This window comes from Streptomyces sp. NPDC054887 (assembly GCF_053610585.1).
Map to the genome: position 1 here is coordinate 17,431 of NZ_JBSGYQ010000005.1, position 14,062 is coordinate 31,492.

Here is a 14,062-nt window from a genome sequence, read left to right on the forward strand (position 1 = left end):
GGGTGTGGTGGGTGTGGTGGGTGTGGCGGGTGTGGCGGGTGTGGCTGGTGTGCGGACTGTGCCGGCGAATGCGGGCGGTGGCGGGCTCGTGGTGGTCGGCGCCGGGCCCGCCGGTGTGGCGGCGGCGGTCCGTGCCGCGGACCTCGGGGTGCGGGTCACCGTCGTGGACGCCGGTGCACGGCCCGGCGGGCAGTTCTACCGGCAGCCCGACGCGAGGCTGGGTGCGCGGCGGCCCTCCGCGCTGCATCACGCGTGGCGTACCTGGGAACGGCTGACGGCCCGGCTGGACGCGCACGTCGCGGGCGGGCGCGTGGTGTTGCTCGCCGACCGGCACGTGTGGTGTGTCGAGCGCGTGGGTTCGGGCACGGGTGGGGGCGAATTCGTGGTGCATGCCCTGGTCGGGCCGGTACAGGACCGGTCCGAGGCGGTCCTGGGCGACGCCGTGCTCCTCGCTACCGGTGCGTACGAACGTGTGCTGCCGTTCCCCGGCTGGACACTGCCGGGGGTTGTCACGGCGGGCGGTGCGCAGGCCATGCTCAAGGGCGGCCTCGTGCTGCCCGGCCGCACCGTCGTGGTCGCCGGGACCGGGCCACTGCTGATGCCGGTGGCCGCCGGGCTGGCGGCGGCGGGGGCGCGGGTGCGTGTGCTGGTCGAGTCCGCCGACCCCCGGTGTGCCGTGCGGGGCGCGGCGCGGCTGGCCGGGCATCCGGAGAAGGTGGCGGAGGGGGCGCGGTACGTCGCCGGGCTGTTGTGGCGCGGGGTCCCTGTGCTGACCCGTCACGTCGTGGTCGCCGCGCACGGCTCGGACCGGCTGGAGGCCGTGACCGTGGCTGCGGTGGACGCTGCGGGGCTGGTGCGGGCCGGTACGGAGCGGCGCATCGCGTGCGACGCCCTCGCGGTCGGTCACGGCCTGCTGCCGCACACCGACCTTGCCGGGGCGCTCGGTTGCCGCCTCGTGGAGACGGACGGCGGTGGCTGGGGGGTCGCCGTGGACGACGAGCAGCGTACGGACGTGCCGGGTGTCTGGGCGGCGGGGGAGGCCGGCGGCGTGGGAGGTGCGGCGCTCGCCCTCGCGGAGGGCAAGATCGCTGGGCGCTCGGTCGCGGCGCGGCTCCTTGGGCGGGAGCCGGAACGGCTTGGGCGGGTGGCACTGGGGCGGACGTCCGACCGGCTCAGGTGGGCGGCGGAGGTCCGGGCGCGGCGGAGGCTGCGGCGGTTCGCTGCGGTGATCGGCGGGGTGTACGTGCCGCCGGCGGGGTGGGTGGAGCGGGTCACGGACGACACGGTCGTGTGCCGGTGCGAGGAGGTTCCGGCGTCGGTGGTGCGGGCGGCGGTGGAGCTCGGCGCCACCGATGTGCGCAGCGTCAAGTTGCTGAGCCGGGCGGGGATGGGGTGGTGCCAGGGGAGGGTGTGCGAGCCGGGGGTTGTGGGGGTGGCGGGGTGTGGGGCGGGGCCGGCTGGGCGGGTGTTCGCGCGGCCGGTGCCGTTGGGGGTGCTGGCGGGGGAGGAGGGGGTGGCGCCTTGAGGGGGCCGCTGGGGGCACGGCCCGGCCCGTCTGCTCCGGCACCGTTTGGGGTGCGGGGGGTGGTTGTTGCCCCCTTTCTCCGGGGGCGTTGGGGTCGGTGCCGTGCCGGGGCGTCTCCTCGGGTGTCGAACGTTCGGGTCCGGCTGCGGTTCTTGGCGAGTGGTTGCGTTCAACACCCTGCGGGGAGCGCCCCGGCACGTCCCCTCCGGCACCGTTTGGCGGTGTCGGCAGCGCCTCAGCGTGTCCCCTCCGGCGCCGCGAGGAGGTGTGGGCAGCGCCCCGGCTGTCCCTTCGGCACCGGGGTGCCGGGCTCGCCCGCTTCCTGGTGCGTCGGAATCGGTGGCGTGGCGGTGCGTTTCTGCCTGCACCGCTTCGAGTGTGGGCAGCGCCCCGGCTGTTCCTTCGGCACCGGGTCGGCAGGATCTCCCGGTTCGCGGTGGCGTCGGGTCGGTGCCGTGGCGACGCGCGCTTTCCGGCATCGGGTGGAGGTGGGGCGCCCCGGGGGGCGGGCCCGCACGCCGTAGTGGTTGGCAGTACCGGTGCGCGACCGGGATTCGCGCAGTCCGCGCTATGAGACGAGGCTTGATGAACACGTACCCCTGGCACGGTGTCCTGGTGGCCACCGCGTTGCCGCTGCGGCGGGATCTCTCCATCGACTACGGCGCCTTCGCGGCCCACTGCGTCTGGCTCGTGGAGAACGGCTGCGACGGCGTCGTTCCGAACGGGTCGCTGGGCGAGTACCAGGTGCTGACGCCGGAGGAGCGCGCCAAGGTCGTCGAGACCGCCGTCGCCGCTGTGGGCGGGGAGCGCGTGATGCCGGGTGTCGCGGCGTACGGGGCCGTCGAGGCGCGGCGCTGGGCCGAGCAGGCCCGGGACGCCGGATGCGCGTCCGTCATGCTGCTGCCACCGAACTCCTACCGCGCCGACGACCGTTCCGTACGGGCCCACTACGCGGAGGTCGCGGCGGCCGGGATTCCCGTGGTGGCGTACAACAATCCGCACGACACGAAAGTCGACCTGCGGCCCGAGCTGCTGGCGTCCCTGTATGCCGACGGTTCCGTCCGGGCGGTCAAGGAGTTCTCCGGTGACGTCCGCCGGATCTACGAGATCGGCGAACTCGCGCCCGGGCTCGACGTGCTGGCCGGGGCCGACGACGTGGTCCTTGAGCTGGTCGTCGCAGGGGCGAAGGGATGGGTGTCCGGGTATCCGAACGCCCTGCCCAGGGCCACGGTGGAGCTCTACCGGTCGGCCGTCGCGGGCGAGTTGGAGACCGCCGTGCCGCTCTACCGGCAGTTGCATCCGCTGCTGCGGTGGGATTCCAAGGTCGAGTTCGTGCAGGCGATCAAGTTGTCCATGGACGTCGTCGGCCGTCACGGCGGTCCCTGCCGGCCGCCGCGCGTTCCCCTGCTGCCCGACCAAGAGGCGGCCGTCCGCGCCGCCACCGAGAAGGCCGTCGCCGCGGGGCTGTGCTGACATGCGGAGCAAAGTCGTCCTGCACGCGGTCGATTCGCACACCGAGGGCATGCCCACCCGCGTGATCACCGGCGGTGTGGGCGTCCTTCCGGGCGCGACCATGTCCGAGCGGCGTACGTACTTCGTCGAGCACCGCGACCACCTGCGCACGCTGCTGATGTACGAGCCGCGCGGTCACGCGGCGATGAGCGGGGCCATTCTCCAGCCGCCCACGAGGCAGGACGCGGACTTCGGCGTGCTGTTCATCGAGGTCTCCGGCTGCCTGCCGATGTGCGGACACGGCACCATCGGGGTGGCGACCGTACTCGTCGAGACGGGCATGGTCCCCGTCACCGAGCCGGTGACGGTGATCCGGCTCGACACCCCGGCGGGGCTGGTCACCGCCGAAGTGGCGGTCGAGGCGGGCGCCGCCGTCGGCGTCACCCTGCGCAACGTGCCCTCGTTCTGCGCCGGTCTCGACCGGAAGGCGACGCTGGCCGACGGGCGCACGGTCACGTACGACCTCGCCTACGGGGGCAACTTCTACGCCATCCTCCCGCTGCAGCGGTTCGGCCTGCCCTTCGACCGCGGGCGCAAGGACGACATCCTCGCCGCCGGTCTCGCGCTCATGGACGCGATCAACGCGGACCCCCCGGTGCACCCGGAGAATCCCGCCATCAGCGGGTGCCACCACGTCCAACTGCTCGCTCCGGGCTCCACCGCGCAGCGCTCCCGGCACGCGATGGCCATCCACCCCGGCTGGTTCGACCGTTCGCCCTGCGGTACGGGCACCAGCGCGCGCATGGCGCAGCTGCACGCGCGCGGTGAACTGCCGCTGTTCCAGGACTTCGTCAACGAATCGTTCATCGGCACGTCGTTCACCGGGCGTCTCGTCGGCGCCACCGAGGTGGGCGGCGCCGCCGCGATCCTGCCCACGGTCACCGGCCGCGCCTGGATCACCGCGACCGCCCAGTACCTCCTCGATCCGGCCGACCCGTTCCCCGCCGGATTCCTGTTGTAGTCCCCGCAGGGCGGTACGTGACACAGCACTAAGATCGGTCGACGCGTACCCGACCGAGGAGGACCCATGGCCGCTGAGCGGAACCAGGCGCCGGATCTGCCGTCGCTCGGCGGCCGGCGCGACAGCTACCGCGAGCGGGTCGCCGACGCGCTGCGCGCCGCCCTGATAGCCGGTGAACTGCGCCCGGGCGACGTCCATTCCGCGCCGAGCCTCGCGGCCCGCTTCGGCGTCTCGGCCACACCCGTGCGGGAAGCGATGCTGGACCTCGTACGGGAAGGTCTGGTCGACACCGTCCCGAACAAGGGATTCCGGGTGACCGCCGTGTCCGAGCGGCAGTTGGACGAGTACAACCACATCCGCTCGCTCATCGAGATCCCGACCGTGACCGGGCTCGCCACGACCGCGGACCCCGCCGCCCTGGAGGCCCTGCGGCCGGTCGCCCGGTCGATCGTCTCCTCCGCCGCCGAGGGGGACCTCATCGCGTACGTCGAGGCGGACCGGCAGTTCCACCTCGGACTGCTGGGCCTGGCCGGCAACGCGCACCTGGTCGAGGTGGTCGGCGACCTGCGCAAGCGGTCGCGGCTGTACGGGCTCACCGCCCTGGTCGAGCGGGGGCTGCTGGAAGCCTCCGCGCAGGAGCACCTCGAACTGCTCGACGCCCTGCTGGCCCGCGACGCCGACCGGGCGCAGGCGATCATGACCCGCCATCTGGGGCACGTCCGGGACAAGTGGGCGGGCTGATCGGCCTCGGGTGAGCGTCACGTCCCGCCTTCGTCGGGGCGGCACGCGCCGTAGAGACGGGCAGCGTGGTAGAGGTGCCGGTCAAGGACGTGACGAAGAGGAACGTCGCCGGCATCTCGTGACCGTCGACAGTGAGGACAGGCCAGGCATGTACGACTACGACCTGCTCGTCGTGGGGTCCGCCAACGCCGACCTGGTGATCGGAGTCGAGCGCCGTCCCGCCGCCGGCGAGACCGTGCTCGGTTCCGACCTGGCGGTGCACCCCGGCGGCAAGGGCGCCAACCAGGCCGTCGCCGCCGCCCGTCTCGGCGCCCGCACGGCGCTGCTGGCCCGCGTCGGCGACGACGCCCACGGGCGGCTGCTGCTGGACTCACAGCGCGCGGCGGGTGTGGACACCGCCGGGGTACGCACCGGCGGGGCGCCCACCGGGGTCGCGCTGATCACGGTGGACCCCTCCGGCGACAACAGCATCGTCGTCTCGCCCGGCGCCAACGCCCGGCTCACCCCCGACGACGTCCGCGACGCCGCGGCCCTGTTCGCCGCCGCCCGCGTCGTGTCGGCGCAACTGGAGGTCCCGCTGGAGACGGTGGCCGAGGCGGTACGCGCCCGGGCCGCCGGAAGCCGGTTCGTACTCAACCCCTCGCCGCCCCGGCCGCTGCCCGCCGACGTGCTCGCCGCGTGCGACCCGCTGGTGCTCAACGAGCACGAGGCGCGGTTCGTGCTGGGCGACGACCCGGACGCCGGCGGCGAGGAGGACCCCGAGAAGCGGGCGAGGGTGCTGCTCGCGCTCGGCGCGCGGTCGGTGGTCGTCACACTGGGCGCGCGCGGCGCATTGGTCGCCGAGCGCGGAACGGCCGTACGGGTCCCGAGCCCCCGGGTCGACGCCGTCGACACCACGGGCGCGGGCGACGCCTTCACCGCGGCCCTGGCCTGGCGGCTCAGCCTCGGCGAGGACCTGGCGGACGCCGCCGCCTTCGCGGTACGGGTGGGAGCCGCCGCCGTCACCAAGGAGGGGGCGCAGGCGTCCTTCCCGACCGCCGCGGAGGTCGCGGCGCTGTGAAGAGGCCGGAAGGCGGGTGCTGCCGCGCTTTCTTCCGACCGGCTGAGGGCTGCGGGCCGGGCGTGGAACCGGGCGGGCTCGCGGGAGCCCGCCCGGCCCCACGCCGCCGTGCCTAGTGGCGGTGGAGCTGCCCGCGCACGGCCCCGTCGGGGTACGGGCGGTTGTGGACGTTCGCGTAGAACTTCCCGGGCTTGCAGGCGATCTGCTTGAGCTCGTGGTACGTCAGCACGGTCGCGGCGTTGGCTTCCGTCTCGTGCCGCTGCGCGGTGATGCAGCCCTTCGACGACCCGTTCTTGGGGGTCTTGAGGGTGACGGCCACAGGACCCGCCGTGCCCCGCTTGCCCCGGTGGATGTGCGCGGCGGTGGGCTTGGCGATCTTGCGCACGTGCAGGGCGTAGCACAGGGTGCCGCGCTCGATCTTGTACCAGAACTCGCCACTGCCGTCGGGGTCGCCGGGACCGGGCACTTCCTCGCGGCCGGTGAGGTCGGCCCGGCCGTGGGTGACCCGGTCGCCCCCGTGGTCGGCGGGGCCGGGGCCGGCGGCGGCGGCCGGAGTGGCCAGGGCGGCGAGGGCGGCCGCGCAGGAGACGGCCGAGACCAGCAGGGTGGTCGGAACACGCATGGGTTGTCTCATCTCTGTGTCGGGCGACCGAGCAGCCCGGAGCCCGGTGGCCCGCGCCGAGGTCGGATCGCTGGCACCCACACAAGGACACCCCCGACCGTCCCTCAACATTTCAGCGGCTGGACGGGGGTACGGGCCACCGCGCCCCGCGCGGGGCGCTTCACCCGTACGGCCGACCGCCCGTGGCGGGCGGCGCCGCGCGGACGCAGGGTGGCGGCATGCGTGCCCTCCACGTGGCGCTGCGGCGCGTGTCCGGGGCCACCGCCACCGGGCTCCTGCTGCTGAGCGCCGCGGCCGCCGACCCGGCGCCGGCGCCAGGGCGGGCCCATCCGTCCCCGCACCGGCCGCCCCCGGCCTCCGCGTACCCGCCCGTACGCCCGGCGCCCTCGGCGCACCGGGCTCCACCGCCGCGCGTCGTGCCCCGGCACACGTGGCTGCGGGGCGCCGAGCACCGCAAGGCACCGGTGCGTTACGCCCACCCCGTCCGGGCGGCCTTCGTCCACCACACCAACTCGCCGAACGGGTACGACTGCGCCGACGTCCCGCGCATCATCCGCAAGGTGTACGCCGCGCAGGCGGGGGGCCGGCACTGGGACGACATCGGGTACAACTTCCTCGTCGACCGCTGCGGCACGATCTACGAGGGCCGCGCGGGAGGCGCCGGACGGCCCGTCGTCGGAGCGCACGCCCAGGGCTTCAACCACCACACCGTGGGCATCGCGGCCATCGGGGTCTTCACCGACGGGGCGGACGTCCCCAAGCCCATGACCGACGCGATCGCGGCGCTCGTGGCGTGGAAGCTCGGCATGGCGGACGTCGACCCCCGCGCGACCGTGCGGCTGGTGTCCTCGAACAGCCGCAGCAGGTTCCCGAAGGGGACGAGCGTACGGCTGAGCGCCGTGTCGGGACACAGCGACGGCTACTCGACGCAGTGCCCGGGGGCGGCACTCCGGGCCGAGCTGCCCGCGATCAGGAAGGCGGCAGCGCGCCTCCAGGGCCGCCGTTAGGGAGCGCGCGGGGCGGGCGGTCTTCGGCCACGGCCGGTGGGAGGCGGTGTCCGTACCTCCCAAAATCCGCTTATGGTTCCCGGGTGTTCGACTCGCGGCACATCAGGACGTTCCACGAAGTGGTCAGGACCGGCTCGTACTCCGCCGCCGCCCGCGCGCTCGGGTACACCCAGCCCGCCATCACCCAGCAGATGAAGGCGCTCGAACGCGACGTCGGCACGCCCCTGTTCACCCGCGCCGGACGCGGCCTGCGGCTCACCGAGGCGGGCGAGACGCTGTCGCGGCACGCGGTCGTCATCCTCGACGACATGTCCGCCGCGCGACAGCAGATGGACTCCCTCACCCGGCTCCGCGCGGGACGGGTGCGCCTGTGCGCCTTCCCCAGCGCCAACGCGACCCTCGTCCCCGAGGCCGTGGCCCTGCTGGCCGCCGCCCACCCCGGGGTGACCGTGGAACTCCTGGAGGGTGAGCCGCCCGGATCGCTGCGGCGCCTCCTGCGCGGCGAGTGCGACATCACGCTCGCCTTCACCTTCCCGGGCCTCGGTGAGGACGTGCCCGACGAGGTGCTGGAAGTGCCCCTGATGGAGGACCAGTCGCTGGTGCTGCTGCCGTCGGGGCATCCGCTCGCGCGCCGCCGCGCCGTGCGGCTCGGCGATCTCGCGGACGAACGCTGGATCGTGGGCTGCCCGCGCTGCCGCGTCCACTTCCTGCACGCCTGCGCGGACGCGGGCTTCGCCCCGGACATCGCCTTCACCACCGACGACGGCCTCGTGGTGCAGAGTCTCGTCGCGGAAGGGCTCGGCGTGGCCATGATGCCGGGCCTGGTGCTCAACTTCCTGCGCCACCCCCGGGTCGCGGGCCGCGCCTCACAGCCGGCGTCCCGGCGGCAGGTTTCGGCGTACGTCCTGCGCGAGCATCTGCGGATCCCGGCCACGGCGTCGGTGCTGGAGACGCTCACGACGGTCGCGGCCAACAAGACCGGCTGCTGACGGGCGCGCGGCCCCCTCCCATAAGCGCTGCTTGGCCGACGCCGTACGAACCCTCCTTGGACGTCCCGGCCCGCGCCCCGTCACCGTGCCGGTATGACCTCTTCCACCGCACCCGCCGGGGGGCGTACGACCACACGTCTCGCCGTACTGATCTCCGACATCCGCCGGGCCGTCGCGCTCGGCCTGCCGCCGGGCCCGACGGCGCACCTCGTCGGCGAGCTGCTCGCGCCGCACCTCGGGGCCGACGACCTGCTCACCGCCGGGCAGCGCGTGGGCGACCCCGAGCGCTACCGCCAGCACCTGCTGCACGCCGAGCCCGACGGCGGCTTCTCGGTCGTCGCGCTCGTCTGGCTGCCCGGGCAGCGCACCCCGGTGCACGACCACGTGGCGTGGTGCACCACCGGCGTCCACGCGGGCGCCGAACGGGAACGGCGCTACCGCCTCGTCCCCTCCCGCGACGGTGCCCCCGCCCGGCTGGTGCCCACCGGGGACGTCGCCGGTCCCCGGGGGACGGTGAGCGGCTTCGCGCCGCCGGGCGACATCCACGAGGTGTGGAACGCGGGCGCGGACGTGGCGATCTCACTCCACGTGTACGGCGCGGACCTGTCGCGGCTCGGCACGAGCGTCCGACGGGTGTACGAGCGCCCTGCCGCCGACGGCTGACCACCGGCGGGCAGCCGACCCGGGATGTGCGGCCCCCGCGCGGTCGCCTTCCGTTCGGGGGGCTTCGGGATTCGAACACCTCCTGCCTATGCTCGGCCGGTGAACGGAACGGTGAAGTACCAGCCCCTGACCGCGGTCTTCGAGGATCCCGCCCCCATCGCGTGGGCCGGGCGGGACGGCGCCGTACCCGTGCTGTGGAGCGTGGACGCCGAGCGGCAGGGGGACGCCGCGGCGCGGCTCGCCGGCGACGTGCTCGACGACGGGGAGAAGGAGCGCGCCGCGGCCTTCGTCCGCGAGAGCGACCGGCGGTGCTACGTCACGGCCCATGTGGCGCTCAGGTCGATGCTGGGCGCCTGCCTGGGCCTCGATCCCGGCGCGGTACGGCTGCACCGCGAGCCGTGCGTGTCCTGCGGCGGCCCGCACGGCCGGCCCGCCACGTCGGACGGCCCGGTGCACTTCTCGCTGTCGCACAGCGGCAGCGTGGCCCTGATCGCCTGCGCGGCGGTGCCCGTGGGGGTGGACGTGGAGGCCGTGCCGCGGCCCGGTGTGGTCGGCGAGATCGCGAAGGAGCTGCATCCGCGCGAGACGGCCGAGCTGCTGGCCCTTCCCGAAGCCGCGAGGAGCGCCGCCTTCGCCCGCGTGTGGGCGCGCAAGGAGGCGTACCTCAAGGGCCTCGGCATCGGTCTGGCCCGCGGCCTGTCGCTCGACTACCTCGGTACCGGCGCCGTGGCGGCGGACCACCCGCCGGGGTGGCGGATCGGCGACGTGGCGGCCCCGGACGGGTTCGCGGCCGCCGTCGCGGTGCGGTCGCCCGCACCGGAGGCGTGAGGAGCGATCCGGCGTACGGGCGAGCGGTCGTATACGGCGCCGGAGGTACGCGGGTTGACCGGACTCCCCGAATCCGCAAGTAGGGGTGACCAGTGACGCAACCTCTGGGTAACGCTCGTTCACTCGTACCGGACCAAAGTCCGCGGAACGATTCCACCCGCGGCGCCACCGGGCTACGCTCGACGTCCGACATGGTTTGGGGAGGGATGATGGTGCCCGGCCCGGAGCACCCGGCCACCGTCCCGCTGCTGGAACGCGAGACGGAACTCGCCGCCGCCGCACACGCGGTCGAAGCGCTCTGCGCCGACGAGCCGGCCGGTGGAGTCCTCGTGTGCAGCGGCGAGGCCGGTATCGGCAAGACGGCGCTGCTGTCCGCGATCCGGCGGCTCGCCGCCGGGCGGTGCACCGTGTGGTCGGCGCGCGGTGGCGAGGCCGTCACCTCCGTGCCGTTCCACGTCGTGCGCCAGCTCCTGCAACCCGTGATCGCCCTGCCCGGCACGGTCGACGCCAGGGATCTGCTCGGGGACGGCTACGAGATCATCGGCCCCGCGCTCGGTGTGGCCCCGCCCGACGGACGGGCCGACCCGCAGGGCGTCCGCGACGGCCTGGACACGCTGCTGCTCCGCCTGGCGGACACGCACCGGCCGCTGGTGCTGCTCGTCGACGACGCGCACTGGTGCGACCTGGAGACCCTCGGCTGGCTCGCGTCCTTCGTCCGGCGCGCCGACCTCCCCGTGCTCGTCGTCATCGCGTACCGCACCGAGGAACCGGCCGGCGACACCGCGGAGTTCATCCGGTCGATGGAGCAGGTCGCCGGGCGGTGCGTCTCCCTGCGGGCCCTCACCCCCGACGCCGTGGCGCGGCTCGCGCGCGCCGCCCTGGGTGAACACGCGGACGACCCGTTCTGCCGCGAGGTGTGGGCCGTCACCGGCGGCAACCTCTACGAGACGGTCGAGCTCATCGCCAAGGTGCGCGACGAATGCCTGGACCCCGTCGAGGGCTCGGCGGGCGCCCTGCGCGCCCTCGGCGCCTCCGCCCGCGGCACCGGCCTGATCGCCCGGCTCGAAGAAATGGGCACCACCACCACGAGGTTCGCCTGGGCGGCCGCCATTCTCGGCACCGAGATCTCGCTCGACCTCGCGGCGTCGCTCGCCGGTCTGGGCGGCGACCAGGCCGCCGACTGCGCCGAACGCCTGCGGGCCGCCCGCATCCTCGCCGGTACGGACCCGATGGAGTTCGTCCACCCGCTCATCGCCGGCGCCGTCTACCGCGCCATCCCGCCGGCCACCCGCACCGCCATGCACGGCCGGGCCGCCTGGGCGGTCACCCGGGCGGGCCGGGGCGCTGCGGCGGCGGCCCGCCACCTCCTGGAGGTCCACCCGGACGACGACCCGGACCTCGTCGCCCAGTTGCGCGAGGCCGCGTCCGAGCACCTCGCCGTCGGCGCGCCGGACGCGGCGAGGCGCTGCCTGGAGCGCGCCCTCCAGGAGCCTCCGCTGCCCGAGGAGCACGCCTCGGTGCTGTACGAGCTGGGTTGTGCCACGCTCCTGACCTCGCCCGCCACCACCGTCCGCCATCTGCGGGACGCGCTCGGCATGCCGGGCCTCGACGCGGACCAGCGGGTCGACGCGGTCTTCCGGCTGTCCCAGGCGCTGACGCACAACAACCAGACGCGCGAAGCGGCTCAGGTCGTGGCCGACGAGGTCGCCAGAACCGACCCCGGCCCGGCCAGGATGCGGCTCCAGGCGGTCCACTTCCTGTGGGAGGGCGTACAGGCGGACGAGGACGACGGCCCCGGACGCTCCCGCCGCCTCGCGGAGATGGCCGAGGGCCTGGCGGGCCGCGACAACTCCGAACGGGTCCTGCTCATACTGAGAGCCTTCGACGGCACCGCACGCGGCGAGAACGCCGAGGAGATCGTCCAGATCTGCGACCGCGCCCTGGCCGGCGGCAACCTGCCCCCGGGGCTCGGCTGGACCAACACCGCGTGGGGGTTCGAGCCCCCGGCGCTGCTCGGACTCACGTACGCCTTCGCGGACCGGCTCGACCGGGCCGAAAGCCTCTTCGACGAGGCCCTGCGCGCCTTCGAGATCTCCGGCTGGAGCGGCGGTCACCTCGCCTTCGCCCACGCGCTCGTCGGCTACCTCCACCGCAGGCGCGGCAAGCTGGCCCAGGCGGAGATGTACCTGCGCGAGAGCCTGCGCCTCGCCGAGCGCGTCGGCAACGGCCTGCCGATGCACTGGGACGCCGCCTGCATGCTCATCGACACGCTCCTCGCGCGCGGCAGGATCGACGCGGCGCGGGAGGCGGCCGAGCGCCACGCGTTCGCTCCGCCGTACCCGTCCTCCATCGTCATCCCCGACGCCCAGTGCGTACGGGGGCGGCTGCTGCTCGCGCAGGGCCGCACCAAGGAGGCCGTCGCCGAACTCGAGGCGGCGGGGGAGTCGTTGCGGGCACGCGGCCGGCACAACGGCGTGATGGCTCCCTGGGCGAGCGACCTGGCCCGCGCGGTGGCAGCCGACGACCCCGAACGCGCCGCGTCCCTCGCCGCCTACGTGCGGGACCGCGCCGAGCGCTTCGGCACGGACACCGCCATCGGCGAGTCCCTGCGCTGCGCCGCCGCCCTGGAGGAGGGCGAGCGGGCCGTGGAGCTGCTGGGCAAGGCGGTCGCGTATCTGGAGGGTTCCCCGTGCGCGTACGAGCACGCCATGGCGCGGGTCGACTACGGCATCGCGGCGCGGTCCGAGGCCGAGCTGACCCGCGGCCTGTCCCTCGCCGAGAAGTGCAGCGCCGACGGACTGGTGCGGCGCGCCAGGGAGGCGCTGCGCTCACTCTGAGGAGCGCCACCGGGCCGGCCCGCCTCCGCTAACGCCTGCGGCAGTCCAGGCTCTTCAGGTCCACGGTGTCCGCCATCGTCCGCATGCCGAGGTCGTTGGGGTGGAGGTGGTCGCCGCTGTCGTACGCGGGCCGGAGCCGTGACGGCGCCTCCGGGTCCAGGACGGCCCTGTCGAAGTCGACGACCGCGTCGAAGACGCCGCCGTCCCGGACGAACGCGTTGACCTGCTGCCGGACGGCCTCGCCCGCCGGAGTCCATTCCCGCCAGCCCTCGTACGGCATGACCGTCGCCCCGACGACGCACACGCCCGCCGCGTGCGCCCTGCGGACGATGTCCCGGTAGCCGGCGGTCAGTTCGGCGGCCGTCGGCGCGGGTACGGCCTTGATGTCGTTGACCCCTTCGAGGAGCACCACCGTGCGGACGCCGTGCTGACCGAGCACGTCCCGGTCGAGCCGTTTGAGCGCGCTCTCGCCGGAGCCGTCCTTCAGCACCTTGTTGCCCGAGATCCCCTCGTTGGCGACGCCCTTGACGCGCGAACCCGGGTCGGCGTCCAGCCTGCGGGCCAGGAAGTCGGGCCAGCGGCGGTTGGCGTCGCGGGTGGAGAGGGCGCCGTCCGTGATGGAGTCGCCCAGGGCGGCCACGGACCCGGTCCCGCGGCGGGCGCCCACGCTCACCGCGTCGAGGTAGAACCACGAAGTGACGCGCTGGGTGTACGGCGCGCCGGTGGCGTCGTCGGCGTGGTCGCCGGCGGGGGCGACGTACGAGGTCTGGAGGGCCGCCCGGTGCCCGGTCGCGGCGCCGCTCGCGCTGCGCACGTACAGGCTGACGGCCAGATCGGCCTGCGGCCGTACCGTGCCGGGCAGCGGGTCGCTGTGGACCGATCCGCCGGGGGCGACGGTCACCGAACGCGACCCGGCGAAGGAAAGCGGCCGGTTGGTGCCCGGCACGAGCGCGGCCCCGGCGCCGCGCAGTCCGGCGTACGCGCTGCCGAAGGTCACCGGCCGGGTGCCGAACGCGTTGGAGAGCCGGATCCGCAGTCCGCTGCCGCCCGCGCTGGTGCGTACGACGAGCCGGTACGTACGGTCCGGGGCGGCGCCCGCGGTCGACAGCCGGTCCGTACTGGCCGCCCAGGTCACGATCGGCGTCCTGCCCGGCTCGGCGGACCCGCGGGCGGGCGGGGGCCCGGCGGTGGAGGGCGGCCCGGAGGCGAGGACCGCGGCGAGGGCGATTGCTGCGGCGACCGTGGCGCGGCGGGCGTGACGGCGTGACGCGGGTCTGTTCATGGCGCGGAGATTCCTCCCCTGGGCATGGGCGTGCC

12 protein-coding genes are annotated in these 14,062 nt (G+C 74.7%); 10 read left to right on the forward strand and 2 right to left on the reverse strand.

Going from position 1 to position 14,062, the window contains the following annotated elements; translation table 11 throughout:
• Positions 1–58 precede the first annotated feature (58 nt).
• The 5 genes from ACWGH0_RS04185 to rbsK all read left to right on the forward strand — a co-directional run bounded on the left by ACWGH0_RS04185 (position 59) and on the right by rbsK (position 5,799).
• Positions 59–1,525, forward strand: coding sequence for an FAD-dependent oxidoreductase (locus ACWGH0_RS04185; RefSeq protein WP_453402576.1), 1,467 nt, complete (start codon positions 59–61; stop codon positions 1,523–1,525).
• 585 nt (positions 1,526–2,110) lie between these two features.
• Complete coding sequence (locus tag ACWGH0_RS04190; RefSeq protein WP_453402577.1) at positions 2,111–2,998, forward strand: dihydrodipicolinate synthase family protein; 888 nt, start codon at positions 2,111–2,113, stop codon at positions 2,996–2,998.
• Between the two features lies 1 nt (position 2,999).
• Positions 3,000–3,998 carry a proline racemase family protein gene (locus tag ACWGH0_RS04195; protein WP_453402578.1) on the forward strand — a complete coding sequence of 333 codons (999 nt, stop codon included), beginning with the start codon at positions 3,000–3,002 and terminating at the stop codon, positions 3,996–3,998.
• A 66-nt stretch (positions 3,999–4,064) separates the two neighbouring features.
• The gene (locus tag ACWGH0_RS04200; protein ID WP_453402579.1) at positions 4,065–4,739 is read left to right on the forward strand and encodes a GntR family transcriptional regulator; all 675 of its coding nucleotides are present in this window, start codon (positions 4,065–4,067) and stop codon (positions 4,737–4,739) included.
• Positions 4,740–4,887: 148 nt separating this feature from the next.
• Positions 4,888–5,799, forward strand: coding sequence for a ribokinase (gene rbsK / locus ACWGH0_RS04205; RefSeq protein ID WP_453402580.1), 912 nt, complete (start codon positions 4,888–4,890; stop codon positions 5,797–5,799).
• Between the two features lie 112 nt (positions 5,800–5,911).
• Here the strand turns inward: rbsK and ACWGH0_RS04210 are convergent, their stop codons facing one another.
• Positions 5,912–6,421, reverse strand: coding sequence for a CHRD domain-containing protein (locus ACWGH0_RS04210; RefSeq protein ID WP_453402581.1), 510 nt, complete (start codon positions 6,419–6,421; stop codon positions 5,912–5,914).
• A 218-nt stretch (positions 6,422–6,639) separates the two neighbouring features.
• Between ACWGH0_RS04210 and ACWGH0_RS04215 the strand changes: the two genes are divergently transcribed.
• From ACWGH0_RS04215 to ACWGH0_RS04235, 5 genes are all read left to right on the forward strand, one after another.
• A complete protein-coding gene (locus ACWGH0_RS04215; protein ID WP_453402582.1) occupies positions 6,640–7,428 on the forward strand; it encodes a peptidoglycan recognition protein family protein in 789 nt (262 codons plus the stop codon).
• Positions 7,429–7,511: 83 nt separating this feature from the next.
• Positions 7,512–8,417, forward strand: a complete 906-nt coding sequence (locus ACWGH0_RS04220; RefSeq protein ID WP_453402583.1) for a LysR substrate-binding domain-containing protein — start codon at positions 7,512–7,514, stop codon at positions 8,415–8,417.
• A gap of 93 nt (positions 8,418–8,510) precedes the next feature.
• The gene (locus tag ACWGH0_RS04225; protein WP_453402584.1) at positions 8,511–9,080 is read left to right on the forward strand and encodes a cysteine dioxygenase; all 570 of its coding nucleotides are present in this window, start codon (positions 8,511–8,513) and stop codon (positions 9,078–9,080) included.
• Between the two features lie 99 nt (positions 9,081–9,179).
• Positions 9,180–9,908: a 4'-phosphopantetheinyl transferase family protein gene (locus ACWGH0_RS04230; protein ID WP_453402585.1), complete on the forward strand. Its 729-nt coding sequence runs from the start codon at positions 9,180–9,182 to the stop codon at positions 9,906–9,908.
• 206 nt (positions 9,909–10,114) lie between these two features.
• Positions 10,115–12,745, forward strand: coding sequence for an ATP-binding protein (locus tag ACWGH0_RS04235; protein ID WP_453402586.1), 2,631 nt, complete (start codon positions 10,115–10,117; stop codon positions 12,743–12,745).
• A 28-nt stretch (positions 12,746–12,773) separates the two neighbouring features.
• On the opposite strand, the gene ACWGH0_RS04240 is transcribed toward ACWGH0_RS04235, so the two are convergent.
• A complete protein-coding gene (locus ACWGH0_RS04240) occupies positions 12,774–14,027 on the reverse strand; it encodes an SGNH/GDSL hydrolase family protein (protein ID WP_453402587.1) in 1,254 nt (417 codons plus the stop codon).
• Positions 14,028–14,062: the final 35 nt, after the last annotated feature.

What these genes read in the sequence shown, in the direction of transcription:
- ACWGH0_RS04190 (WP_453402577.1), top strand. Translation starts at nt 2,111, where the DNA reads ATGAACACGTACCCCTGGCACGGTGTCCTGGTGGCCACCGCGTTGCCG.
- ACWGH0_RS04195 (WP_453402578.1), top strand. Translation starts at nt 3,000, where the DNA reads ATGCGGAGCAAAGTCGTCCTGCACGCGGTCGATTCGCACACCGAGGGC.
- ACWGH0_RS04200 (WP_453402579.1), top strand. Translation starts at nt 4,065, where the DNA reads ATGGCCGCTGAGCGGAACCAGGCGCCGGATCTGCCGTCGCTCGGCGGC.
- rbsK (WP_453402580.1), top strand. Translation starts at nt 4,888, where the DNA reads ATGTACGACTACGACCTGCTCGTCGTGGGGTCCGCCAACGCCGACCTG.
- ACWGH0_RS04210 (WP_453402581.1), bottom strand. Translation starts at nt 6,421, where the DNA reads ATGCGTGTTCCGACCACCCTGCTGGTCTCGGCCGTCTCCTGCGCGGCC.
- ACWGH0_RS04215 (WP_453402582.1), top strand. Translation starts at nt 6,640, where the DNA reads ATGCGTGCCCTCCACGTGGCGCTGCGGCGCGTGTCCGGGGCCACCGCC.
- ACWGH0_RS04225 (WP_453402584.1), top strand. Translation starts at nt 8,511, where the DNA reads ATGACCTCTTCCACCGCACCCGCCGGGGGGCGTACGACCACACGTCTC.
- ACWGH0_RS04235 (WP_453402586.1), top strand. Translation starts at nt 10,115, where the DNA reads ATGATGGTGCCCGGCCCGGAGCACCCGGCCACCGTCCCGCTGCTGGAA.
- ACWGH0_RS04240 (WP_453402587.1), bottom strand. Translation starts at nt 14,027, where the DNA reads ATGAACAGACCCGCGTCACGCCGTCACGCCCGCCGCGCCACGGTCGCC.